This is a genomic window from Cupriavidus sp. 05T313 (genome assembly GCF_056396665.1).
Genome location: NZ_JBFTLX010000110.1, coordinates 1 through 23,507, shown reverse-complemented (window position 1 = coordinate 23,507; position 23,507 = coordinate 1). Strand labels below are relative to the sequence as shown.

Sequence of the window (23,507 nt, the reverse complement as noted above, 5' to 3'; positions counted from 1 at the left end):
CCAGAGCGTGTTCCCGGTGCGGCAGCCATGGTCTTCGGCGAACCAGGGCTTCCCGCATCCGGCGTCGCAAGCGGAATCTACGCGCTGGCTCAAACCAGCTGGAGAGCATCGGACGATATTTGGGCACCGATGATTGCTGGAGGACCGTTCTCCGGTCGATGACGAGACGATCACGCATTCGGCTCGGATGACGGCTCGTTGCCACATACCGGGCGCTCGGTGGACAGAGACGGTATGCCCGCTCATCGGCCACTTCCGCTATTGGGCCGACTCTTGCGCCGGTTTCATGGCAGCACTCATTGAGGTTGCGGCGCCCGAGAAGACTGCTGAGGGACTCCACCTGCGCACGGATTGTGCCCCACGCGGCGCCTGGCTCAAGTTCGAGGGCAAGGTGGTGGCTCCACAAAGACTGCGCGGAGCCACCACCAACTGCGGGAGGAAACAATGCGTGTTGTTATCGCTGGCGTAGCGGGCGCTTGTTCAGGACGAAATCACCTAGACTGGACACAAGCCCGCCCTCAAGCCGTGCTGGATAAAAACAGTCCACTGGACTGGACGCCATATTGCACCGTTACGGTACTCCGCGCGTGCTGCCGCGTCCGCGGCCAAATCCTCCCTAATAGCCTCGATCACTACTCGCTCCCTCGACCTCGGTCGCATGTGAGCAATGGCCGAAGGACAGCCACTGTGCAGGCAGATGCGGCTTCAAGTCGGCAGGGAATGCATCAAGCGCTTTCGATCAAGCGCAGTACCGCAGCGGAAAGGGCGCCATTGCTGTCGCCAAGCAGGTCGACAGCGTCGAAATGATGGCCTCGCCTCTGTTCGACCACCTGCACGTCGAAGCCATGCGCTTCCAGTAGCGTCTGGTAGTCGCGCTGGAGCCGGTGATATTCCGGCGACTCATCGCCGCCCAAGGTAAGAATCATCGGCAGCTTCACCTTCGGCAGATGAGAGACGGGGCTGTAGGCGGCGACGTCCGCCTTGGTCAGTTGCACCACCTTGTTGAGATAGCAAAGCCGGATCGGTTCGAGGTCGTACAGCCCACTGATCGCGCAACCGCCCTTGAGTACGTTAGCCGGAACGCCGAAGTTCTCCCAGTTGGTGCCCGCCAGGATTGCTGTGAGATGTCCGCCAGCGGAGTGCCCCGAGACATAGATTCTGTTGGCATCGAAGCCACCGAGTTCCCCAGCGTTGCGATAGAGCCATATCACCGCGTCGCGATTGTCGCGGATGATCTCCGACATCCCCACTTCCGGCGCCAGCCGGTAGTTGACCACCGCAACGTTGATGTCGCGCTTCAGGTAGGGCGAGGCAATGTAGCTGAAGTCGGATTTGTCCAGAGACTGCCAGTATCCCCCGTGAATGAAGACCAGCAGCGGACGGCCCTTGTTGGCGGCCGGGAAAAAATCGAGCGTCTGCTTGGCGTCGGGTCCGTACGCGCGACTCTCCATGACGGGGTGGGTCAGGCGGAAGTTCTCGCTGACCTTCGCCCAGGTCTGGAAGATGTCCTGGAAGCCGGGAATACCCGCCCTGACGTTGTACTGCTTGTCCAGCTCTTCCTGATTGAAGTTTCGATACACTGACATTACTTTGGCTCCAGACTGTTGGAATCGATCGGCCGATTCCTTTTGCAAGATGCGACGCTCGTTGGCGTCCGACCAAAGATACTTGCCTGCGCCAGATCCTCGCGCGCCTGCAGATGACAGCGACTATCGCGGAGATGCCATGTTTGGAAAGAGCGAGAACCGGGATGACTATCAGGCCATAGGCCGGCCGATCGGCGGGATGGCGCGCACCCTTGCGGACGGCTTCTATATCGACACGCACTCACATCCGCGCGGCCAACTCATCTATGCTTACGTCGGCGCCATCTCGGTGTCGACCGACTATGGCTCATGGGTCGTGCCTCCCCAGCGCGCCGTCTGGGTGCCGTGCAATGTCCGGCACGCCATGCAGGCTTGCGGCGACGTCGAGATGCGCACCGTCTACATTCGCGAGAACGCCATCCCGGCGGAATTGCAGACGTGCTGCGTCGCGCTCGGTATGACGCCCACCGAGTATTTCCGGGATGCCGCAGGTGACTAACGCAGCCCCGCAGGCTGGATTGGCGTCTGCGCGACAGTAACTGGCGTCGGGACGCCGGTCACCGTCTCGGCCGTACGGCACAGTCAAGGGGCCGACGGTTGAGGCAGCGTGCTTTCTCCGTCGGTACTTGTTCAAATCGAGGAGTCAGCATGTCAGTCATCGATCGTATCGAGGCGGCCGGGATCGTCCTGCCAGCCGCCGAATTCCCCAGGGCTCTGTACGTGCCGTACACAGTACACAACGGCCTCCTGACGGTGTCGGGGCAGTTGCCGCTGAAAGGCGGAAAGCCAGAATTCGTCGGTAAGGTACCTGGTGAAGTCACCGTGGAAGATGCCCGCGCGGCGGCGCGGCTTTGCCTGGTCAATCTGCTCGGCTGGGCCGCGGCCGCAACGGACGGCGATCTCGAGCGGATCCGGGGCATCGTTCGTGTGGGTGGCTACGTGGCGGCGCAGCCGGGGTTTCATGACGCGCCCGCGGTGATCAACGCTGCTTCGGAGCTTCTCAATGAAATCTTTGGCGAAAAAGGGCGCCATGCCCGCGTGGCCATGGGGGTCGCGAGCCTGCCCTTCGACGCGCCAGTCGAAATCGAAGCCACGTTTGTCCTGGAAGCCTGAGCAATGGAAACACAGACAAAAGCCGGGTACGCCGACGTCCTGGTCGGATTGCAATACGGCGATGAAGGAAAGGCGCGGGTGGTGGATCATCTCGCCGGCGCTTATGACGTGATCGCGCGCTTCAACGGCGGTGCCAATGCGGGTCACACGATCGTCACTGCCAGCGGGGAATTGCGCTTGCGGCAGATCCCGTCAGGAGTATTGCATAGGCGGGTCGCACTCTATATCGGATCTGGCTGCGTCATCGGCTTGCAACAACTGGCGAGCGAGCTCGGGATGCTCGCCGCATACGGGATCGATCTCGCCGGTCGACTGACGATCAGCGACCGATGCCCACTTGTCCAGCCGGTCCACGTGCTGCGGGATCGCAATGAAGGCGGACAAATCGGCACGACGGGAAACGGCATTGGGCCCTGCTACGCGGACCTCGCTGTCCGGATGCACGACGGTGAGCGATGCTCCTTCCAGCTTCGGGACCTGTTGCGGGATGCCGAGGAGGTATTTGAAAAGCTGAATCGGGCTGCCGCATTGCGCGAGGAAGGCGAGCTCGCCAATGCCATGAACCGGATGCGCGAAGCGTGGGACGTCGTGCGGCCGTTCGTAACGGACGATCCACTCTGGCTGCCGCGTCGGGTGGAACAGGGGGCGAGGGTACTCTTCGAAGGCGCGCAGTCCGTGATGCTCGACGTCGTACATGGTGACCAGCCGTGGGTCACGTCCAGCCATACCTTGCCCTCGTATGCCTACGTGGGTGGCGATTTGCCGTGCAAGTACCACCGGAAGACGATCGGCGTGGCCAAGGCGATCGTCTCGCGCGTCGGCGGCGGACCGTTACCGACCGAACTCGGAGGAGAACGATCCGAGCGCTATTGTGCCGATGCCGCACGCTCAGGACGCGGCAAGGCCGACGAAGCCGCTGGGGCCAACGCCCTCGCGCTGCTCGCCGGGGACGACGATTTCGGCATCGGCATGGCACTCCGCATGCTGTCGAACGAGTACGGCACCGGAACAGGCAGGCCGCGCCGCGTCGGACTTCTAGATCTCGCGCAACTCCGGCTCGCCGTGCAACAGTTCGGCATCGACGAGGTCTTCGTGAATAAATGCGACAGCCTGGCGGCATTCGCCCGGTGCGCCGACCAAGGCATTCCGGTCATGGTCGGCAAGGGCTATGCCGGTGGCCGGCACACCATCCGCTTCCCCGCCTTCGGTGAAGCGGCGATTCCGAAGGATCCCGCTGCTCCGCTCCCTCCGCAGTTGGTGGCTCTGCTCACGCGCGTGGAAGAGGTTATCGGCCGGCCGCTGCGGGGGATCGGACTGGGCCCCGGGCGGGAGCAGATGCGCATGGTTGAAGAACACCAGGAAGATATGAAATGACCGATACAACACCATCCTATCTCGACAGCGCCATGCGTCGGACTGACCTCGCATGGACCGACTGGGAAGCAATCGAAGCGTTTCTGAAGGACGAACTGATCTGCAGGATTGCCGTCCACGATATGCCATACCCCTACGTCACGGCGCAGAGCTTCACATTTGCGGGTGACGCGTTCCTGATACACAGTTCGCGCTTCGGCAAGCTCGCCGCTGCAATCCGCGCCAATCCGCTGGTCACGATCGAAATCGACCGACCCATTGCGCTGCTTAAGGCACCCAAGGGCCAGAATACGAGCCTGGAGTACTACAGCGTCATCGCCCGGTGCGTGGTCGTGCTGCGCGATAGTACAGACGAGGTGCGCGCGCACCAGTATCAGGCACTCGACAAGTTCCGTCCCGAGAAGGATTACTCGCCGATCGAGGATGGCGCTGCCAATCAGATCGTGGCGTATCGATGCGAGATTCGCGAGATGACTGCAAAGAAACGCATCCTCGCCGACGGACAGTACTCGCCGCCTGGACAGCCGAAGGCGCCGTATCTTCGCTATCCCTTCCAGGCAGGCGCCACGCTATCCGGATTGGCGCCGGAGGCGTTCGATCCGCACAGGTTCGGCCGGGAAGGACGATAGCTATCACTCTAAATTTCTCTTTGCAACTCGCATGACAGGAGGGGTGCTCAGGCACCTCTTTTTTATCCTCAAGCCATCTTGCTTCGGCAATATTCCATGGCATCTGCGAGATAGAGCTTGGCGTTCCGGCACGCGCTTCGGAAGCGCATCCACGCGACAGTAGCAAGCGATAACGCGGCTTCGCGCTATCGCTTTCGGCCGGCACTCCCGGTGCCGGCACAAGAACTACTGGAGACAATATGAAGCTCACCCCCCTCGAGTTGATGCGCGTGCGCACCGGAGACCGTTTGGAACGGTTGCCGGTGTGCGGGTATCACCGATCGCTCTTCGCCATCATTGCGTTGGCGTTCTTCTTCGATAATCTCGACCTGGCTATGATGACGTATCTGCTGGGGTCTATTCGCACCGAGTTCGGGTTGACGTCCGCGCAGGCCGGCATGCTCGGGAGCGCCAGTTTCGTAGGGATGGGAATCGGTGCGCTAAGCTCCGGCGTGCTGGCGGACACGTTCGGCCGCAAACCGGTGTTCCAGGTCAGCATGATCATCTGGGGCGTCGGCAGCTATCTCTGTTCGACCGCCGACAGCCCGCAAGTGCTAGCCGCGTATCGATTGCTGCTCGGGCTCGGTATGGGCATGGAGCTGCCGTTGGCGCAGACCCTGATGTCGGAGTTCATCCCGGCGCGCCAGCGCGGCAAGTATCTGGCATTGATGGACGGCAACTGGCCGATCGCCTTTATCTGTGCCGGCCTGATGTCCTATTATGTGCTCAGTGCCTATACATGGCGAACGATGTTCCTGTTTGGGGCAATTCCCGCCCTCTTTCTGTTCGTCGTACGGCGGTATGTCCCCGAATCGCCGCGCTGGCTCGAATCGAAAGGCCGTCACGAGGAGGCCTCCGGCATCGTGGATCGTATCGAGAAAGTGGTCATGCGGAAATTGAAGCTGTCGTCGCTGCCGGAGATCATGCCTGCGCTGTCGGCTGCCGAGCCGGAGACCTCCGGTCTGCGCGTACTCTGGTCGCGCGAGTACCGGAGCCGGACATTGACGGTCTGGGGACTGTGGTTCTTCGCACTGCTGGGCTTCTACGGCCTGAACACGTGGATCGGCGCATTGCTGCAGCAGTCAGGGCTCGGCGTGAGCCAATCCGTGCTCTACACGGTCTACATTTCCATCGGCGGCATTCCAGGCTTCCTCTGGGCGGCGTTCGCCGTTGAGCGTTGGGGACGCAAGCCTGCATGCGTGACCACGCTCGTGGGCGGAGCCTGCATGGTATTCCTCTACGGAAAGGTCGCGGGCTCCAATCCGGACGCCATGATGCTCTTGATTTCGGGCGGCATGATGCAGTTCTTCATGTTCGGCATGTGGGCGGTGCTCTATACCTATACGCCCGAGCTCTATCCGACGCGGGCGCGGGCGTCTGGCTGCGGCATGGCGTCGACCATCGGGCGGATCGGCTCGTTGCTCGGGCCGACGCTGGTCGGGCTGGTATTGCCGATCGCCGGTCAGGCTGGCGTGTTCTGTCTCGGTGCGATGTGCTTTCTTGCTGCGGCAATGATCGTCTACAGGTTCGGCATCGAAACGCGAGGGAAGGCGCTGGAGACCATTGCCGAATGACGAGGCTGGCGGCGCGCTGTCTGTTGGACACCACCTCGGGTGGCGGCTGCTAGTGCCCGAGGTCGTGCTATCGACTGTAGTGTTGTTGCAACGAGCATCCAATTCGCCAGGTTCCCACCTCGCTGACCTGCTAGAGCTACTACGAGGCATGGGGCATATCCGAGGCGCGTTCGCTCGACTTCAAAATGTGGTTAGCACGGATTTGCACCTAGCGATGAAACTGGCAGAGTCGGCTGACATCACGCTATGGTTGCTGGATSGGGTGGTCTAGTATCTCGCTGCCACCGACAGCCACGCGATGCAACGATGGGGGCGGCACGGCAGCGTGGTGGCTTGAAGCCGGTCATCCGAGGTTGTCGGGACAGGGCATGTGACTTGGCGAGTGTCGGCTTTGGCCGATGAACCGACAAGTGCCGCCGACGCGCGAGTGGCCGTTGTTTAGTGTTGAAGCGACGCTCGAGCGTCCGAATGGACCACCGGGCCGACGGCCGGAACTGGTCAACGGCCGATGTGGTGACGGCACCGAAGCCGACCGATTCCGGCTGTTTGCACCTGGGGTCATCAGTGACCGGAGCTCGGCCGAAGCGACCGCGCGCATCTTGTACGCGCCGGGCGAGGCCGGCAACGCGGGCGGCGTAGCCACCGGGTGGAGATTTCGGCTGTACGCGATGAAGGACCTCCACGCCAACTGCATACACCTTGGCCAGAAGGACGACGGCTGCATCAACTATGTGGACGGGGCCAATATCGCCGGCTTTGTCACGGTGGCGGACGCCATGCTGGCGCAGGGCGTGATCCGACGCAGGCACTGCCGGCTCGCGGCAATGGGCCTGCGCCTTCGGGGCATCAATTCGGGCTGGGAAAGGCGCCGTTGACGCAGATCATATAGGTCAGTCCGTTGGGCGTGACCGAGCCCAGGTTCGGCAGCGCAAAGTTGGTCATGCCGTCGCCGCCGTATGTGGTGCCAAGCAGGCTGAACAACGCCGTGTACTGGTTGATGAGCAGCAGCTGGCCGTTTGCGGGCATGCCCTGCCCCCAGCGCGCGGCAGTTAGCCAGACCGAGCCCAGCACGCAATCGACGCCGGCATTGGCGGGGCCGGCTCCGCCGGGCGTGCCAAGGCCGGGCACGGTGCCGGTAGCGCCCGTTGCGCCCGTGGCACCGGTCGGACCCGTGGCCCCGGTGGCGCCCGTCACGCCGGTCGCACCGGCGGCACCCGTTGCGCCAGTGACACCGGTCGAACCCGCGGCCCCGGTGGCCCCCGTCACGCCGGCTGCGCCGGTGGCACCCGTTGCGCCGGTCGGACCCGTGGCGCCGGTGGCCCCCGTTGCGCCCGTGGCACCTTGCGGACCCGTGGTACCAGTGGGCCCCGTCACGCCGGTGGCGCCCGTGGCGCCGGTCGGACCGGTTCCCCCGGTTGCCCCGGCCGCGCCCGTGGCACCTTGCGGACCCGTGGCGCCGGTGGCGCCAGCTGCGCCATTCGCACCTGCCGCACCCGTGGCCCCGGTCGCTCCCACGTCGCCGCGCGCGATCTGGTTTGTCACCGCCGCCAGCGTGGTGTTGGTTGCGGCCAGGCGGGCGCTCAGTGCTTCGAGGCGGTCGTCATAGGCGTCGCCGTTCCTGGGCGAGAATTTCTGGTTTAGCAGGTCGAGGCTGCCGGCATCCACGCCGAGGTTGGTCAGGCGCTGCTTGACCAGCGTCAGCGCGGTCTGCAGGCGATCGCTGGTCGCGCCGGCGGAGACGGCCGAGAAGGTCGCGAAGAAGGCTTCGGTATCCGGATTCTGCGCGGCTGATGCCACCACCAGTTCGGTGATCGGCGTAATGTTGGTGGTACCAGGGCCCTGCAAAAAGGAGTGCAGCACCTGTCCGTTGGAGGTGACGACCCGCGCTGCGCACGGCAGCGTCAGCCCGGTGGTCGAGACCGACCAACTGCCGTCGGCGCCAGTGGTGGTGCGGATCTGGCCGCTGACGCACTTGATCAGCACTTCCGCGTTGGTGATGGGTGCGCCGGTCGCGGCGGTGCCGGACATCGTGGCGGCCGGCAGTGCGCCGGCGGAGACCGCCGCGCCCGCGTTGCCGCCGTCGCCACCGCCGCAGCCGGACAGGAGAATGGCCGTAGCGGCGGAAAGGCCGATGGCCCATTGGTGTTGTTTCATGATTCCCGACCCCTTCGATTAAGTAGTTCTGGATGTGCGCGCATTGGCGTGCTGTTGACATGGCACGCTGACCTTGCCGAAAAGACAGGATGTCTTTATCGGTGAATGCCATGGCCCTGTGGATAAAAATATGGCCGTTTCCGGACGCGAAAAATGGTAGCGTCAGAAATGGTTCCCATGTCCCCACTTTAGTAGGGGGTGTCGCATTTGAATTGACGGTATGCTCTCGCCTTTCTGACCCGCGACTACGGAGAACCGGCGGTGGCACGCATTTGCCTGAACATGATCGTCAAGGATGAAGCCCCTGTGATCACGCGCTGCCTGCAGAGCGTCAAGCCGTGGATCGACCACTGGGTCATCGTCGATACCGGTTCCTCCGACGGCACGCAAGAGGTCATCCGTCAGTTCATGGCCGACATTCCCGGCACGCTGCACGAACGTCCGTGGCGAGATTTCGCCCACAACCGCAATGAGGCCATGGCGCTGGCAAAGGACGAGATGACCGGCGCTGATGACTACCTGCTGTTCATCGATGCCGATGAAACCCTGCGCATGGACTTGGGGTTTCGGTGGCCGGCGCCCGGTGCCGACGGGTACCAGTTCCGCTGCGAACTCAATGGCTGGCAATACCTGCGCAATGCGCTGGTCTCGGCGCGCATGCCATGGCGCTGGGAGGGGGTGCTTCACGAATACCTGACGCAGGATCAGCCGCATCGCTGGGATGCACTGCCCGGTGCTGCCATCGTGGTGTCGCATGACGGCGCAAGGGCGCGCGCCTGGGATACCTATCTGCGCGATATCGCGGTACTCGAAAAAGCGGTACACGACGAGCCGGCCAATACGCGATATCGTTTCTATCTGGCACAGAGCTATCGCGATGCCGGCAAGTTCGACGAGAGCATTCGCGTTTATGGCGAACGCGCCGAAATGGGGGGCTGGGAAGAGGAAGTCTGGTTCGCTCGCTTCCAGATCGCGGCACTGCGGGAGCGTCGCGGCGATGCGCCTGCTGCCGTACGCGAGGCGTATCTGATCGCCTATCAGGCGCGCCCGACCCGGGCTGAACCATTGTGCGAGCTTGCCCGTTATCACCGGCTGCGCAACGAATATGCCCTTGCGCACTTGTTTGCCCAGCAGGCAGCAGCGCTGACGAGGCCAGCGGACGCACTGTTCGTGGATGAATCGGTCTACGTATGGCGCGCACTAGACGAACTTGCCGTGAGCGCCTACCACGTCGGTGCGATCGAACAGGGCAGGCTGGCCCTGGCGCGGCTGGTGGCCGAGGCACGGTTTCCTGCAGACCATCAGGCGCGCATCGAAGGCAATCGGCAGTACTTCGGCCTTTGACGCCCACCTGGCGCATCGTTCTACCCCCAGCGGGTGACACGCCGGGCCTGCAGAAAGTGGCCATCTTGCAAACTCGTTGAATGGCCGTCGTGGCCGATCTCAGCCGTCTGCCTGCGGCCATATCCACCCTGCGCCCATCCTTCGGACCACTAGGCATGGGCCGATTCTTTCGCCAGTCGGGATCGAAAAAATGGAGCCTCGCGGGCTCCATTCGTTCAGCAGGTCGGTACACCTTACAGGGCGGCGTCCTTCAGTTTCTTCAGCGGGCGGACCTTCACCTTGACGGTTGCGGGCTTTGCTGCGAACCACTGATCTTCGCCAGTGAACGGGTTCTTGCCGAAGCGCTTCTTGGTCGCCGCCACTTGCAGGGCCGTGACCTTGAGCAGGCCAGGGAGCGTGAATTCGCCCGCACCCTTCTTGTGCACCGCGCTCAGGACCGTGTTTTCCAGGTGGGCCAGCACGGTCTTGACGGTCTTGGCGTCGAGCTCGGTCTGGGCGACCAGGTGGGCCAGCAAGCTCGCCTTGGTGAAGGTTTCCTTCAGCGGCTTCGCCACCGGTGCAGCCGCAGCGGCCTTCTTTGCCGGTGCTACTGCCTTCTTGGCCGGCGCTGCCTTCTTGGCGGCAGGCTTGGCCGGGGTCTTTACGACAGCTTTCGCTTTGGTTGCCATGGATTCTTTCGTCTGGTTACTCGTTGATATTTCGCCGTAGAGGCGTCCGCGAGAATAGCAAACTCTATGCGGTATGTGGGACCTGGGGACACCAACACTTACAACTGAGCATCAATGGTGGCCCTGATCCGGTCGCAGGTTCTCGTGCTGGCCAGCCCAAGCAGCTTGCTGACTTCATCGCGGTTGCGCCCGGCAAGTAGCAGCCGCCGGCAGTAGGTGTTGCGCAGCACCCGCGGGCTCATGTCTTGCGCTTCGAAGTCGATCGCGAGGAGCGCCGCTCGCACGATCTTGCCAAGACTCATATCCGTGATCGGCTCGCCGCTGGCCTGGAGGGAGAACACGAGGTCGCCAACGACCGGAAGGGTCTGCCGGCGAACGCGGCGAGGTGGATCGTGCGGGTATCACGCGCGCCGTGGGCTGGCACGTGCAAGTAGGGCGGGGCAGCATCGGGCTGCAGGTCCTCCCGGCGGGCCGTGCGGCCTTCCAATGCCGTGACGCCGGTGCCTAGGAAGAGCGCCACGATGGCGCGGTTGCGCAAGGCCGCCGGATCATCCCCGGCGTGCGGCTGCACCCAAGCCTGCAGGCGGGCGTCCGCGTCCTCGGGCAGGTAGATGGGATCCGGCTCGGCCTTCGGCCACTGACCGTCGCGGACCAATTGACCGGCTGGATTGCTCTTGCGCACGCCGATGGCAACCAAGTGGCGGCACAACCGGTCCAGCAGTTTCAGATAGCGCATGCGCGTGGCGGCACTGTAGCCGCGCGCGTCGGGCGCCTGCCAGAAGGTATCGATATGGTCAGGACCGAAGGTGGCCACGGTGGCGTCGACGTCGAGCAGATGACGCCGGAAGTGCTCGAACATGGCCTGATGCTGGATGATCGAGCGGGCCGCGAAAGGGCGCCGGTCCGCGCCGGATGCCTCGCGGCGCTGCCAATCGGCGTAGGCGAGGGTGGGATTGGTGAGCCAGAGGCTGTCGACGGGTGTCATGACCGCATTTATATACTGAATTCCGCTTTCCCCGCACCCCAACCGCCTCTTCGAGGCGGACATAGCCTTCAGGTTAGCGGGGTGGAACCAGGCGGACAGATGCTCGCCGCCGTGTGGCTCTGGAGAAAAGGTCGCCACCATGCTCATGCGCGATGCGGATTGCGCTTGAGGCGGGCATAGCGCGGATAGCGGGCGTCGAGCATCTCTTCTATCATCTGCTGGCGGTCTCCGTCCTCAGGGTCGGGGGGGCACTCCAGCAGGTTTGTGTCTGCACAGAAACGCATGATTTCCAACAGCAACGCTTCGCGCCGCGGCGGTGGGAAATGCAGGCGTCTGGCTTTGGTCCAGTAGCGGTGGCCGCGATGGGTGAGGGCAAGCAGGGCGTCGGGCGTCCCATCGAGGTTGGCAGCGAGGGCCTTGGCTTCCAACTGCAGGGTGATGGTGATAGTCATTGATTTGGCTGGAGATTCGTCAGGGCGATCCAACGGGAAACGATGTGCGCGCGGTTTCCCGTTCCCTCCTCGACGTCGGCTTCGGCGGTCATGCCACTGGGTCCTTGGAAAATGCTCCGGATGGTTGCCCAACGGGGCGCAATGCCGGGCAGGTGGCGGTAGGCGTGAATGACGCGCTCGCCCACCGTGAACGGCCCAGCGCGGCGGAAGTAGGGCACCCCGTTGGGAAAGCGCCCGATCTCTTCGGTTAGTTGGCAGGACAAGCCGTCCAGGTACTGGCCGAGCTGGGAGCGCTGCATCCCGATGCCGCCGCTGGTTTCCACGATCGCCGGCGTAGCGCCAGCACCAACCTTGCGGGCCCACCGCTCAACGGCCGCGCGCATCACCCGACGGTAGTGCATGCCGCCGGCGAGGAAGACCGGGCCGACCTGGTCGGGCCACGCCGCACCGGCCATCGCCGTCGACAGGCCCGAGAGCATGGATCTCCGCGCGATCCGCGGTCATACGGGCATCGTAGGGGGCAATCTCCGCGTCCGGCTGGATAAAGCCATGCTGTGCCGAGAGGATGATGACTTGGGGCTGCGCATCGGCTCGCACGTGCGCGCGAAACGTTTCATACATGACGCCGCGATACAGATCCATGGCGGGGGCAGGGCGGTTGAGCTTCGTGGCCGAGCAGGCCATCAGTACCAACGGGCGAGCCGGCGATCGTGCGACGGTTGCGCGAGCGATTTCATCAAAGAGGCTGAGTTGCGTGGGGTGGGCTTGCATCGGAAGCACGGGGGTGATGGGACATACTTCCAATCTACAGGCGCAGGCTGGAAGTCAAGGCCGGACAGCCGGGGGGGCYGTCAAATGTCCCGTCCGGCGCGCTTGGCGTTGCGCGCCCCGACAAGCGAGGCCTCGCTGCGCGTTGCCAACTCGGGGATTGGCACCTGCATCATGTTTCGTGCGGCCTCGCGTATCGCGCTGGTGAGGCACTCACGTCTGCCACCCAGGTCAACATTCCCATGGTTCCGGATCAAGCGGGTCGCGTTGAAACGCCAAGCGGGAACCCGTGCGGTGGCTCCGGCCTCGGGGGCGGCGCTGATGCCGACGGTGGCGTGGCACACGCGGTCCATTCCCAGCTGTACCGTATCGTAGTGAATCACCAGGACCGTCCCGGCGGCACTAAAGAAGTGCTCGAACTCCGTCGWGATCAAATCCTGCACGACGGCGCCGGGATCACCCACCGGCTCGTCGCCGTAGGCGAGGACGCCGAGCGCTGACGCGGGCGAGGCGGAAAAGGTGAGGGCGGCGCCGATCGGGGCGATGGTGCTACGCATGTATTTCTCCTGACAGATGACGGTCCTTCGGCTTCCAAGCCGGAACCTTCAGCAGAACGGGCGTGCGTACGGGCGCGTGTTGCCGGCTCTGATGGCAGATGTAGTGACCGAAGGTCCTTCTACAGCCGGCCGATCAACGTCACAACTAGTTCGTTGAGGGCTAGATGGTCGATGATCTGGAAATCGGACATTTGTGCAAGGCCCAATCCCTGCACCACAGCATAAAAGCACGAGGTCGGAGTTGTTGACGGTGAAGCGGGATTCTGGAAGTAGCTTGTGCACTCCRCCATCGATTTGGAATTCTGAGTCGGGTGATCTGCCATTCGTGCCAGCGTGGCACCTGCGTTCATGCTTGGATATTTCCTCGCATGTTTCGGGAAGCCCATACCAGGCTACGAAGGAAGGGGCTGCAGAAGCCGCCCTGCGCATCGGCTCAAGCCGCCAGGACCGATCTGATGCGCGCATTCAACGACTTTGCGCGTGCGTTCAAAGTGAGGTCGGTGCGCGAAGTCGAACTTCAGCACATCGAGGGATGAATGGGGCTCGTGACTCCCTGGCCGCCCGCTGAAATCCTCCCCGCATGGCCAAGGACCTGTAAACGCCTGCTGCCCTGGGCCTTGTCCGACCCCTCGCCCCGTCGCTCGCTGTCTTCGCGAAATTCCGCAGGTACTGCCGCGCGCCCACAAAGGGGAGCCAAATTTTGGCATTCGACAAGTTTCGCAATCATGCGAGGGGATTGGCGCTGCGCGAACAACATGCTGTTTCTTCACGCGTGCCTAGTGCCTACTAAAAATGACGGCTAGGATTCAACGCAACACGTCAAGTATCTGGCCAGAACGCGCGCGACGCACTGCGCAGCAGCGCGCCAAGGACAAAAAATGAACTCTACGCCCTGCACGCGCCCGGGGTGGAGTGTGTTGCCAAGGGCAAGGTCCGTCATCCCTACGAATTCGGCGTGAAGGTGAGCCTGGCAATCACTGCCAAGCGGGGTCTCACCGTCCGTGCGCGCAGCTTCCCTGGCAATACCTCCGACAACCACACGCTACACGCAATTTGCTGTCTCCTTGACTAAGGCTGCTCAGACTCGGAGTTCCTCTTGCTGCTGAGATCGAACGCCTGCCTCGCCTGTTCAATGGCCGGGAGGTGCGCGATGGCCCATCGGCCAAGCGCTTCCACAGGGGTTCTTAGCGAATGCCCGAGGGAGGTCAGTGAGTAGTCAACGCGCGGCGGAATCGTGGCATAAACGGTCCGCGTAACCAGTCCGTCTCGTTCCAATCCCCGCAAAGTTAGCGTCAGCATTCGCTGCGAGATGCCGCCGATCTTCCGCTTCAGTTCGTTAAACCGCATGGGCCCCTCGGCAAGGAGCATGACGATGAGGACGCTCCACTTATCGCCAATGCGCGCGAGGACTATCCCCGCTCCCCGGCAGTCTCCAGGCAGATCTATCCCGTTACGTCTGTCCAACATTCCGGGCAAGTGGCCCTTGTGCTCGACAACCGTGCCAGTCGCATCGTCAGACTCCCGTTGAATGGTCGCAGGTAACATCGGTGTGCCTCCTTGTGGCGGACGCGAATGGTGGGTATGTTGGTCGCGAGCCATCACGCAATCGCGCCCATTGAATTCGGACTGTTCAACTCCGCGATGGGCAGCGCATACCATTGGAGATCCCCGAGTGACCACGAAGCTTCTTCACATTGATTCCAGCATCCTGGGAAACAATTCCGTCAGCCGTACCCTTTCGGCCGGCATCGTCAACAAGTTCAAGGCCGCGCATCCGAAAGTCGATGTCATATATCGCGACCTCGCCAGTTCACCCATTCCTCACTTGTCCGGCGCCTACTTCGCCGCATCCCGTGATCCCAAGGCGCCGAATGACGCAGCGCTTCTGCGGGATATTGAGTTGGGACGCGCCATCCTGGAAGAATTCCTGGCGGCCGACGTGGTGGTCATTGGTGTCGCATTTTACAATTTCAGTATCGCCAGCCAACTGAAGGCTTGGATCGACCGTATCGCCGTCGTGGGAAAGACCTTTCGCTATACGGACAGAGGTCCAGAAGGGCTCGTGACCGGCAAGCGCATCATCCTGGCCGTTGCACGCGGCGGGTACTATGGCCCCGGTTCGCGCAACGCGGCACTTGAGCACGCGGAAGCCTATCTCCGGAGCGTATTCTCGTTCGTGGGCGTGTCCCAGCTTGAAGTGGTCGCTGCTAACGGTGTGTCTGCAGGTGCCGAACAACGGCAAGTCGCTATCGAGCAGGCACAGCAACAGATTGACGATCTGCTTCCGACCTAAGTGGAACCGAGTTGTCAGGCCTAAGGAAACGGCAAGACACGATCACAGCTTTTCAGAGACCTTTCAAGTGCGAAACGTGTCGCACTTGAAAGGTCTCTTAGTCATCGTCGTCAAAACAGCTTGATCAAGCGGATCTGGCTAAAGCTGCCGACCTTTGCGTTGCGCGAAGTGGTTGTTGCCATGTATTGCAACGTCAGCGCCGCGTCAATGCCAGGCACCATCGCGGTATAGAACGCACCGGCATTGAGCGATCGGTATCGGCTCGGGCCCCAGGGATTGTTCGAGTCGTCCTGGTACTGTTGAACGAAGACGGTGTGCAGTCCGAATACACCAATCCCGGTCTTGTATGCTGCCGCGCCTTCCAGTCCGATCCAGTTTCCGCTGCGGAGGTCATTGTCCCGATTCTTCGTATTCAGGCCCAGGGTCACCTTTGCCGCGAAGGCGATGTCGGGCGTTGGCAGGTAGGCCATTTGCACCGACGGCCGCAGCGTATAGAAATTACCAGTGCCTATGTCGGGTGCAGGCGATGCGTTGTAGCGCCCTGTCGGAATGACGAGGGATGCGCCCAGCAATACGCGCAGCTGTTCGGTCGTATAGAGCCAGCCGCCTTGCAACTCCAGGTCGCCGATGCCCGATACGTCGCCACTGGAACTGGCTGCTTCGCCGGCAAGGGTTGACTGATATGTCGCCCCGAACTGGCTCGCGATGGCCCGCTGTGCGGCCGCGGGGACTGCAGGGTTCGCCTGCACGGCTGGCGTTGCGGCAGTAGCCCTGACCGATTGGGATTTGACGCCATACGGCAGAACGCCGCCGAACGCGAAGCGACCGCCGCCATAGTCCGCGTCGGTAATGTAGCCAACGCCGAGGTTGAACAGCTTGAAAGTGCCTGAGGCGGGGATCTGGGCGGTATTCGCGCCATAAGTGGGATACGCGCTCACGGGTGTCGGGGACGGAAGTGGAATGGCGCCACCGGGGATCGGCTTCGTCAGTGTGTTGCCGTCGTTGCCGGTCACCTTCCTGATGTCGATATAAGTTGCTGCGACGCCAACTGCGAGCCCGGCGGCATCTGGGGGTGTAAACATTTCCCCTCCGATGCTGCCTGCTATGTTGTACCGCACCTGAAAGTCTTCTCCGGCATGCGCGGTCATGCTTGCAAGGCAAATTATCGCCGAGATAGAAAGACAATAAACAGAAGTCTGCAACACAAGGGTCTCCTCCTTGTTATTCAGGTGGTGCAAAAAAAGCCCCGCCCGCCGAGGCCACGAACTGGCACCGGAAGGTTCTTATACTGTCTGCGGGGCGACTGGTGCCTTCAGGCGGCCTTGGGGAGGCGTATGTCGAGGCGTACCTGCGGCGGATCGATCAAATAAAGGGCGCGCTGGAGGATGTGCTCGGCTTGAGAGGCCGGGCCTTCGGCGAGCACGCATCGGTCAGGGCGGACCACCACCATCCAGTCGAGCGGGGCCACGCGGGGCAACACGACCTCGTCCAGTGCTTCAAGACGCCGGCCTTTGGGCGCGAGATGCTGCGCTTGGGCACGCTGGCACCATTGCCACACCTTGCCACCGGCGAGGGACCAGCGGACCATGAGCTCAGACGAGAGACGCGTCGCGGGGTCAAAGCCAAATCCGATGACTGCACACTCAAGCCCCAGGCAATCGTCGCTAAGTGTCGGGATTCCGCTTTCTGCCGGTCGGACCCACCCCTGTGGAAAGCTCGAACCGGCACGCAGCTTCTCGGTGCCGCGCACGCGCACAAACAGGCCTTTGTCGAAAGTGTTTGCCGGCTTCACTTTCAGGTCTTCGAACAGGGCACGGCCGCGCGGCAACAACCTTATCGCGCTCATGCACCCGTGTATAGCGAGTGCCGCAGCTCGGTTGCGTGGCATGACAAGTGCTCCAAGAAAGCGCGCCAGGTTGATGATCTTTCTTGCGTGAGGCCGGCGTTCCTGATCATAGCTGTCGAGAATCTGCTCGCTCGCCTGGCCGCGTAGCACCCACGCCAGCTTCCACCCAAGATTTGCCACGTCTCGCAGGCCGGCCACCAATCCTTGCCCGGCAAAAGGGGGGGTAATGTGAGCGGCATCACCGGCCAGGAAACATCGGCCTTTTGAGAACGATTTGGCTTCACGTGCGTGAAATCGATACACGGCGGTGCGTTCTATCTGGATCTTGTCTACATCGCACCACGGCGCGAGCAGATTGCGCACCGATTCAGGCCGCTCCATTTCCGCAGCGCTTTCGCCCGGCTTCAACATGAATTCCCAGCGCTGGCGGCCTCCTGGGGCGACCATATGCGGCGTTGGCCGCGCGGGGTCGCAGACGAACTCGCAATGGTCAATGGGATTCGGCACGCCAAGCGCGTYGACAATCAGCCAGTCCTGCTGGAATGTGCGGCCCTCGAAATCAAGCCCCAGCTCACGCCGGACCAGTGAACCTGCGCCATCGATGCCCACCATGTACTTCGCCCTGACCTGCAGGTCGGGGCCGCCAGCTGATTTCACGACGGCACGCACACAATGACCATCATCGACGAAGGACTGGAGTTCAGTCCCAAGGCGAACGTCCACGGTGCGGTACGCTGACAGCTTCTTGCGCAGCACGGCCTCCAGCTCTGGCTGGTAGAACGTGACGAGCGTCGGATGGCCGTCGACAATTCTCGCGCTATTGATGCGCGCAAAGCGGCCGAACAGTGGCGAGCGGTATTGCACCTTCGGAATCGCCACCGTGGCGAATTCGCCCTCCGCTACGCCCACGAGTTGCAGAATGCGCAGGGCCTCGTTGTCCAGCGCGATCGCGCGCGGTTTGGCAAAGATTTCCGTGGCGCGGTCGATGGCCAGGACGCGGATCCCGTAGCGGCCAAGCAGGTTGGCCAGCGCTGCCCCCACCGGCCCCAGTCCTACAAGCAGGACATCCGTATCAAGCATGTTCCCCTGCGGGGTCTTCGTGGTGTCCGTCATCATTGCTCCTGCCATGCGGGAATCACGGGATAGCGGGCTACCAGTGCTACCGCCGCCTCACGTGACGCGACCGGACCGGAGATATCGGCTATGGCGCCGCGCTCGGGGCAGAGGCGGGCCTTGACGCGGGTGTCGGACATGCCATCCTCGGCAAGCGCCGCCTGGATGACGTGCTCGATAGTGAGCAGCCGCAGGTCTGGCTTGGAGACCTTGCCGACGGCGGTAAGGGGCAGTGTAGGCATGATTTCGATGCGTACCGGCACCGCCGCACGTTCAGGAATCCTCTCCCGCGCGTATTCCATCAACGCCTCGCTGCAAGCCTGTCCGCCTGGCTTGAGTATCGCGAAGGCCACCGGCAATTCGCCCGCATGGATGTCCGGCTGCCCGACCGCGGCGACCATGGCGACCGCGGGGTGTGCGGCGATCGCATCCTCGATCATCGACGGATCAATGTTATGGCCGCCACGGATAATCAGGTCTTTCGCGCGGCCGCACAGCGTGAGAGCTCCGTCCGCGTCAAGGCGGCCCAGGTCACCCGTGTTGAACCATCCGCCCTCGATCCAGATGCCGCGGTTGTCGCCTTCCCTTAGGTAACCGGGAAACACATTGGGGCCGCGTATGCCGATCACGCCGGTCGTACCGGCTTCGGCAAGTTCGGCGGGCCTGCCGTCTGCGCATAGCTTGAACAGCTTCAATTCCTGATACGGAATGCGGATGCCAACCGTACCGGCCTTGGGCGCGGCTTGTGGCGGGTTGACGGTCGATACGCAACTACCTTCCGTCAGGCCATATCCCTCGTGAATGCGAACGCCGGTGAGCTTTTCAAACTCGTGTGCGACCTGACTGGGCAGCGGCGCGGCACCGCAGAGAACGTGGCGCAAGGTCGGGACCCCGTCCGCAGGCAAAGGTCTGGAAAGCAGGGCCGCCAGGATGGTTGGTACGGCGGAAAACGTGGTGGTCCCGAACCGGTTGGCAATTTCCCAGAAGGCGTCCAGCAGGCCGGGCGTCCGGTACCCGCCCGCTGTCAGCATGACGATTTCCGAACCACTGTGAAGTGCGCCGAGTCCGGTCACCATGGCTCCATTGACGTGGAAAAGGGGCAATCCAGCCAGCATCACGTTGCGCCGGTCATCGATCCGTTGAAGGACCCATGCCATCACAGCTTCGTTCAGGTGACTGTGCACGGCCACCTTGGGATACCCGGTGGTCCCGCCCGTATGAAAATAGGCACACGGCTCGGTGGGCGTGAATCGCCGCCCGCTGATCAGCCGCGTACTGTCCGATTCGGCCAGCGCGTCATGGAAGTCGAGCACTTGCACGCCGGTACGGGCCGGCATCTTGCCGCGCGGGGTGTGGCCGCCGGAGCAGATACGCCCCCCCAGCGCGGCCATCGGGTCAACCTGCAGGATCGTATGGACCCGAGGCAGCCGGTCCGCGACTTCYACGGCCTTTTCCCAGATATTCCCGTCCGTCGTGGGCCCCAGGGCGATGACCACCCTGGCCCCCGTCTCTTCGCAGATACGGGCAATGAAGCTGGATTCCAGCATCGGGTTGATGGGGCTGGCAATGCCGGTAGCTTCCGCGCCCCATAGCGCCAGGTGGCCCTCGATCAGGTTCGGTAACAGGATGGCGACTGGCACCCCCGGAGTGACACCCAGGCGGTGGAGCGTATTGGCGGTGCGATGGATGCCCTCGAGCAATTCGGCATAACGGACATCGCGCGTCGGCGCGGAAGCGCTGCCGTCCAGCAGCAGCCGCAGGGCCACGCGTTCCGGCCAGCGCTCGCAAGCGGTCCGTAGTACATCGTAAGTGTTTGTGGCGCGGATCGCGTCCCGCCAGGGCGTCCGTTCGATCTGTTCCACGTCCTCCAGTCGCCTGACGACCTCTGGCATGGCGTTGATTGCAAGGCTACTCATAAGACTTCACTCTCATTCCAAATGCTGCGATGGGATGCCACGTATTTCGTCGCAACCTGCGTGGTCGTCATGCCGTGGCGATAACGGTGGTCTGCTCACCCAGGTCGATGGTGCCGTCATCCGTGCGAATCGAGGCCCGGATGCTATCGCCGGGCCGAAGGTAGGCGGGATTGGTCATGCCGCGGCGCACAAACATGCGCCATTTTCCGGCGTCGCTGAGAAAATGTTTCGCCATGAACATGGCGAGCTTGCCCGGCGCGCGGGCCGCGCAACCGGCAGGCGTACCGGTGGCGATCAGGTCGCCGGTGTGAACGTCGTGCATGGATGCCAGTTCCGTCAAGGTTGAAGCCGGCGCGTGGATCATATCGGCGCAGTAGGCATCCTGCCGGGGCTGTCCGTTGACATCCAGGCGCATCCGCAATTCCGGCCAACGTTGCCACTCTTCCGGTGTCAGCAATATGAGCCCAGGGCCAACAGGTCCGAAGCCGCGATAGCTCTTGCCCTTGTAGAACTGACCCTGCGGCAATTGCACGTCACGCGCCGACAGGTCATTGACGATGGTCACGCCGGCAAGCCAATCACCGAGAGCGTCAGGGCTGACCTTCACGCCAGGTTGCAAATCCCGCCGCAGCACCAGCCCGAGCTCGATCTCGTAGTCGAGCAGCTTGACGTGGGCTGGGGAGGCAACCGGAGCATCCGCGGCCGTGATGCATGAGGATGCCTTCGTGAAGATGGTGTTGAAGGGAAAATTCTCGACACGCAGGCCGGATTCCATGACGTGGCTGCGGTAGTTGACCCCCTGGCAGAGGAATTGCTGGTTCTGCGTGACGGGAGCCAGAAGCTCGACGGCCTCGCGCGGAATCGTTGCCTGTGCCGCCGGCACTTGCCAGATGCTTTGCCAGTGTTTGGCAAGCAACTCGCCTGTGGTCGCGGCGTTGACCTGCAACGGCGCGATGCGTGCGCCAAAGAGAATGCCCCATTGCGGGCCATCCGTATGGATGTAGCGAATTACGGTACGAGACATGACACTTCCTAGGGAATTGCTTAGTTCTAAAGCCAGGGCCTGGCGGGTGCACCCAGCGCTGTTTCGATCAGCTTGAGCCGCGCCGGCGCAATTGCCTTTCGCTGTACCAGCCTCAGCACCTTCAGCACATTGCGCAAAGTCTTTCTTGGCTTCATGGAGGCTGGTGCGTCGGCACCCCAAGCCCAGATGCCGCCGAAATCAAGCGGCGAGTAAGCGGTTTCGAAATCCGCGGTGAACAGGTCGCCATCGGTGTAGTGCTCCAGCTCGAAGCCGTCCGGGTCGCGCCAGTAGTCGAACAGCTGGCTTCCCAGCAAGTGCCGCCCGATGCCCCACATGTGCGAATGGCCTTGCGCACGCAGCACCTGTTGACCTTGCCCGAGCGCATCGAGATCGATGACTTCGTACGCGCTGTGCTCGTATTTCTCTTCGATGCCACCCACCAGTACGAGGGTGTGGTGGTCAGCTGGCGCCTGGCCAAGGTCGAGCCGGCAGAAGGCCAGGTTGGGGCTGCCATCCGCGAGGTACTGCACATCGGTCGGAATGACACCAAGTACGGTCATGTACCACGCCGCCATGGCGGCAAAGTCCACGGTTTGAAAGACAACATGACCCAGCCGGACAATACTGGCCGGCTCAATCGGGGTGCGAACAGTGCGGTTGACTCGCGGCGCATGTTGCCCCGTGTTGGTCAATGTCATGGGCGGGCGCATGGGCAGAGCTTCGACACGCTGCTGGCCTTGCACGAGCCAGACGCTGCGCCCGGAAGGATCGAATAGCTCGACACCGCGCCCGCCTCCGGGAATCTGCTGTTCGGACAACCACGTGGCGCCAATGCGATCGATGTACCGATTCAAGTCGGTATCGTCCGACATACGAAAGGCGGGCCCAACGAAGCGGCTCGCCGCCGAACGTTCGGCCACCGCAATGCAAGGGGCCGTCCCGACGCCACGGGCCGTGATCCGGTCAGGCGAAACGCTGACCAGATGCATGCCGAAATCGCGCCAGAAGCGTTCAGTCGCCGGCAGGTCTTTCTTTTCCCAGCGAAGGAACGCCAGTTCCACTGCTCTACCGAGCGGCTTTGGGCGAGTGAGCCGTTGCACGCCAGGTGGCAGCCGGCTCTCCGGGTGAGACTCCGGCTGGCGGAGCATGACAGTCGATTTGGGCATGAGGTCTCCAACCGCTGAGCGGTCCGTTTGAGATTATTTTGGATCAGCACCATGCATGCAGGTGCTGCCAAGGAGGCGCCACGGCGCTTGCGACGTCGGAATGCGGGGGCAATCGACGTCGTGCATAGACGTGATAATAGTATATTTGTCATAATGACAAATAGCTCGTTAACACCTAGGGAGTGCGACAGGGGGGGCGGTCGCAGCGCCCCGCCGTGCGCAAGGTGCGGCGCGTTTCGCGTCGACCGGCCAAGGGATTGCATGCCGGCTGCCATACGAGCCGCATCGCCCGGAGCACTGGCGACCGAAATGGCTGCGGCCCAGGGTGTCTCCCGGTTCAGCACCGTACCGGTGCGCATTTGAGTCGGGTAAGCGACACACCGAAAGAGCCGGGTTGAGGACTTGGATACGCGATCGTCGGCGCGGGGCCGTGGCCCCCGGCCCCGCGCCGCGAGGACGGATTCTGTGGGGCAGCCAGCACTTCATCGAATACAAAGCCGGTTTGAACTGTGATGCGCGCTATCCAACACGGGCTGGGTAAGCCGAATCGCGGCCCAAAGTCCATGTGAGCAACGATCAGCTGAATACGATAAGCCGTATGGTGAGTGGCATTTTCGATAACCTATATCTTGCGACGGGCGGTCATTACGCTTCTAATGAGTTCGTGGCAGGCGAAGGCTGTCAGAGGGCGATATGCGCTGCACAAAATGCGGGTTCGAGAACCCCGCGGGAGGAAAATTCTGCGAGGAGTGCGGGCAAAGGCTTGCGCAGATCTGCCCGCAATGCGGCCATGAGTCCAGCCCCACAGCAAAGTTCTGCGGTTCTTGCGGCGCGCCCATGATGGAGCTGGCCGCAACGCCAGTCGCTGCCGCAGTGCCAACGCCCGCTGTCCCCGCACCGGTTCTT

The 23,507-nt window shown here is 62.6% G+C and carries 24 protein-coding genes and 2 pseudogenes; 10 read left to right on the top strand and 16 right to left on the bottom strand.

What is annotated here, in order from left to right; all coding sequences use genetic code 11:
• Positions 1-725: 725 nt before the first annotated feature.
• Positions 726-1,586 (bottom strand): alpha/beta hydrolase, encoded by an 861-nt coding sequence (locus tag AC1DKD_RS22485; protein WP_441634868.1) that lies wholly within the window; start codon positions 1,584-1,586, stop codon positions 726-728.
• Between the two features lie 139 nt (positions 1,587-1,725).
• Between AC1DKD_RS22485 and AC1DKD_RS22480 the strand changes: the two genes are divergently transcribed.
• The 6 genes and pseudogenes from AC1DKD_RS22480 to AC1DKD_RS22455 all read left to right on the top strand — a co-directional run.
• Entirely contained in the window at positions 1,726-2,085 is a 360-nt protein-coding gene (locus AC1DKD_RS22480) for an AraC family ligand binding domain-containing protein (protein ID WP_477143723.1), read from the top strand.
• Between the two features lie 149 nt (positions 2,086-2,234).
• The gene (locus AC1DKD_RS22475) at positions 2,235-2,699 is read left to right on the top strand and encodes a RidA family protein (RefSeq protein ID WP_441634837.1); all 465 of its coding nucleotides are present in this window, start codon (positions 2,235-2,237) and stop codon (positions 2,697-2,699) included.
• Between the two features lie 3 nt (positions 2,700-2,702).
• Positions 2,703-4,073: an adenylosuccinate synthetase gene (locus AC1DKD_RS22470; protein WP_441634836.1), complete on the top strand. Its 1,371-nt coding sequence runs from the start codon at positions 2,703-2,705 to the stop codon at positions 4,071-4,073.
• Positions 4,070-4,702, top strand: a complete 633-nt coding sequence (locus AC1DKD_RS22465; RefSeq protein ID WP_441634834.1) for a pyridoxamine 5'-phosphate oxidase family protein — start codon at positions 4,070-4,072, stop codon at positions 4,700-4,702. The genes AC1DKD_RS22470 and AC1DKD_RS22465 overlap by 4 nt, the downstream gene beginning before the upstream one ends.
• 239 nt (positions 4,703-4,941) lie before the next feature.
• A complete protein-coding gene (locus tag AC1DKD_RS22460; protein ID WP_441634832.1) occupies positions 4,942-6,315 on the top strand; it encodes an MFS transporter in 1,374 nt (457 codons plus the stop codon).
• A gap of 659 nt (positions 6,316-6,974) precedes the next feature.
• Positions 6,975-7,112, top strand: a pseudogene (locus tag AC1DKD_RS22455) (NADP-specific glutamate dehydrogenase); the annotation flags it as partial.
• A gap of 49 nt (positions 7,113-7,161) precedes the next feature.
• Here AC1DKD_RS22455 and AC1DKD_RS22450 read toward each other — a convergent pair.
• Positions 7,162-8,469, bottom strand: a complete 1,308-nt coding sequence (locus AC1DKD_RS22450; RefSeq protein ID WP_477111333.1) for a phage tail protein — start codon at positions 8,467-8,469, stop codon at positions 7,162-7,164.
• Between the two features lie 261 nt (positions 8,470-8,730).
• Between AC1DKD_RS22450 and AC1DKD_RS22445 the strand changes: the two genes are divergently transcribed.
• A complete protein-coding gene (locus tag AC1DKD_RS22445) occupies positions 8,731-9,813 on the top strand; it encodes a tetratricopeptide repeat-containing glycosyltransferase (RefSeq protein WP_441630800.1) in 1,083 nt (360 codons plus the stop codon).
• 233 nt (positions 9,814-10,046) lie between these two features.
• Here the strand turns inward: AC1DKD_RS22445 and AC1DKD_RS22440 are convergent, their stop codons facing one another.
• The 8 genes from AC1DKD_RS22440 to AC1DKD_RS22405 all read right to left on the bottom strand — a co-directional run bounded on the left by AC1DKD_RS22440 (position 10,047) and on the right by AC1DKD_RS22405 (position 13,593).
• Complete coding sequence (locus AC1DKD_RS22440) at positions 10,047-10,481, bottom strand: HU family DNA-binding protein (protein ID WP_441630802.1); 435 nt, start codon at positions 10,479-10,481, stop codon at positions 10,047-10,049.
• Positions 10,482-10,579: 98 nt separating this feature from the next.
• The gene (locus AC1DKD_RS22435; RefSeq protein WP_441630804.1) at positions 10,580-10,783 is read right to left on the bottom strand and encodes a hypothetical protein; all 204 of its coding nucleotides are present in this window, start codon (positions 10,781-10,783) and stop codon (positions 10,580-10,582) included.
• Entirely contained in the window at positions 10,780-11,466 is a 687-nt protein-coding gene (locus tag AC1DKD_RS22430) for a hypothetical protein (protein WP_441630805.1), read from the bottom strand. The genes AC1DKD_RS22435 and AC1DKD_RS22430 overlap by 4 nt, the downstream gene beginning before the upstream one ends.
• A 143-nt stretch (positions 11,467-11,609) precedes the next feature.
• Positions 11,610-11,918, bottom strand: coding sequence for a hypothetical protein (locus tag AC1DKD_RS22425; RefSeq protein ID WP_441630807.1), 309 nt, complete (start codon positions 11,916-11,918; stop codon positions 11,610-11,612).
• Positions 11,915-12,397 (bottom strand): hypothetical protein, encoded by a 483-nt coding sequence (locus AC1DKD_RS22420; protein WP_441630809.1) that lies wholly within the window; start codon positions 12,395-12,397, stop codon positions 11,915-11,917. The genes AC1DKD_RS22425 and AC1DKD_RS22420 overlap by 4 nt, the downstream gene beginning before the upstream one ends.
• Positions 12,285-12,560: a DUF6884 domain-containing protein gene (locus AC1DKD_RS22415; protein WP_477111393.1), complete on the bottom strand. Its 276-nt coding sequence runs from the start codon at positions 12,558-12,560 to the stop codon at positions 12,285-12,287. The genes AC1DKD_RS22420 and AC1DKD_RS22415 overlap by 113 nt, the downstream gene beginning before the upstream one ends.
• Positions 12,561-12,769: 209 nt before the next feature.
• On the bottom strand, positions 12,770-13,243 hold the full coding sequence (locus AC1DKD_RS22410) for a hypothetical protein (RefSeq protein ID WP_477143722.1): 474 nt from the start codon (positions 13,241-13,243) through the stop codon (positions 12,770-12,772).
• Positions 13,244-13,362: 119 nt separating this feature from the next.
• The gene (locus AC1DKD_RS22405) at positions 13,363-13,593 is read right to left on the bottom strand and encodes a hypothetical protein (RefSeq protein WP_477143721.1); all 231 of its coding nucleotides are present in this window, start codon (positions 13,591-13,593) and stop codon (positions 13,363-13,365) included.
• 478 nt (positions 13,594-14,071) lie between these two features.
• On the opposite strand from AC1DKD_RS22405, the pseudogene AC1DKD_RS22400 reads away from it, so the two are divergent.
• Positions 14,072-14,288, top strand: a pseudogene (locus AC1DKD_RS22400) (IS5/IS1182 family transposase); the annotation flags it as partial.
• Between the two features lie 23 nt (positions 14,289-14,311).
• Here AC1DKD_RS22400 and AC1DKD_RS22395 read toward each other — a convergent pair.
• Positions 14,312-14,710 carry a winged helix-turn-helix transcriptional regulator gene (locus AC1DKD_RS22395; protein WP_441630885.1) on the bottom strand — a complete coding sequence of 133 codons (399 nt, stop codon included), beginning with the start codon at positions 14,708-14,710 and terminating at the stop codon, positions 14,312-14,314.
• A gap of 205 nt (positions 14,711-14,915) precedes the next feature.
• Here AC1DKD_RS22395 and AC1DKD_RS22390 point away from each other — a divergent pair, with 205 nt between their 5' ends.
• The gene (locus tag AC1DKD_RS22390; RefSeq protein ID WP_441630816.1) at positions 14,916-15,536 is read left to right on the top strand and encodes an FMN-dependent NADH-azoreductase; all 621 of its coding nucleotides are present in this window, start codon (positions 14,916-14,918) and stop codon (positions 15,534-15,536) included.
• Between the two features lie 110 nt (positions 15,537-15,646).
• On the opposite strand, the gene AC1DKD_RS22385 is transcribed toward AC1DKD_RS22390, so the two are convergent.
• From AC1DKD_RS22385 to AC1DKD_RS22365, 5 genes are all read right to left on the bottom strand, one after another.
• Positions 15,647-16,741, bottom strand: coding sequence for a transporter (locus AC1DKD_RS22385; RefSeq protein WP_441630818.1), 1,095 nt, complete (start codon positions 16,739-16,741; stop codon positions 15,647-15,649).
• A gap of 107 nt (positions 16,742-16,848) precedes the next feature.
• Positions 16,849-18,498, bottom strand: coding sequence for a bifunctional 3-(3-hydroxy-phenyl)propionate/3-hydroxycinnamic acid hydroxylase (locus AC1DKD_RS22380; RefSeq protein WP_477143720.1), 1,650 nt, complete (start codon positions 18,496-18,498; stop codon positions 16,849-16,851).
• On the bottom strand, positions 18,495-20,387 hold the full coding sequence (locus AC1DKD_RS22375; protein ID WP_477114653.1) for an acyl-CoA synthetase: 1,893 nt from the start codon (positions 20,385-20,387) through the stop codon (positions 18,495-18,497). The genes AC1DKD_RS22380 and AC1DKD_RS22375 overlap by 4 nt, the downstream gene beginning before the upstream one ends.
• Positions 20,388-20,478: 91 nt before the next feature.
• Positions 20,479-21,357 carry a fumarylacetoacetate hydrolase family protein gene (locus AC1DKD_RS22370; protein WP_441630824.1) on the bottom strand — a complete coding sequence of 293 codons (879 nt, stop codon included), beginning with the start codon at positions 21,355-21,357 and terminating at the stop codon, positions 20,479-20,481.
• A 104-nt stretch (positions 21,358-21,461) separates the two neighbouring features.
• Entirely contained in the window at positions 21,462-22,496 is a 1,035-nt protein-coding gene (locus AC1DKD_RS22365) for a VOC family protein (protein WP_477104085.1), read from the bottom strand.
• A gap of 798 nt (positions 22,497-23,294) precedes the next feature.
• On the opposite strand from AC1DKD_RS22365, the gene AC1DKD_RS22360 reads away from it, so the two are divergent.
• A partial coding sequence (locus AC1DKD_RS22360; RefSeq protein ID WP_477143719.1) for a double zinc ribbon domain-containing protein occupies positions 23,295-23,507 on the top strand: 213 nt, incomplete at its 3' end.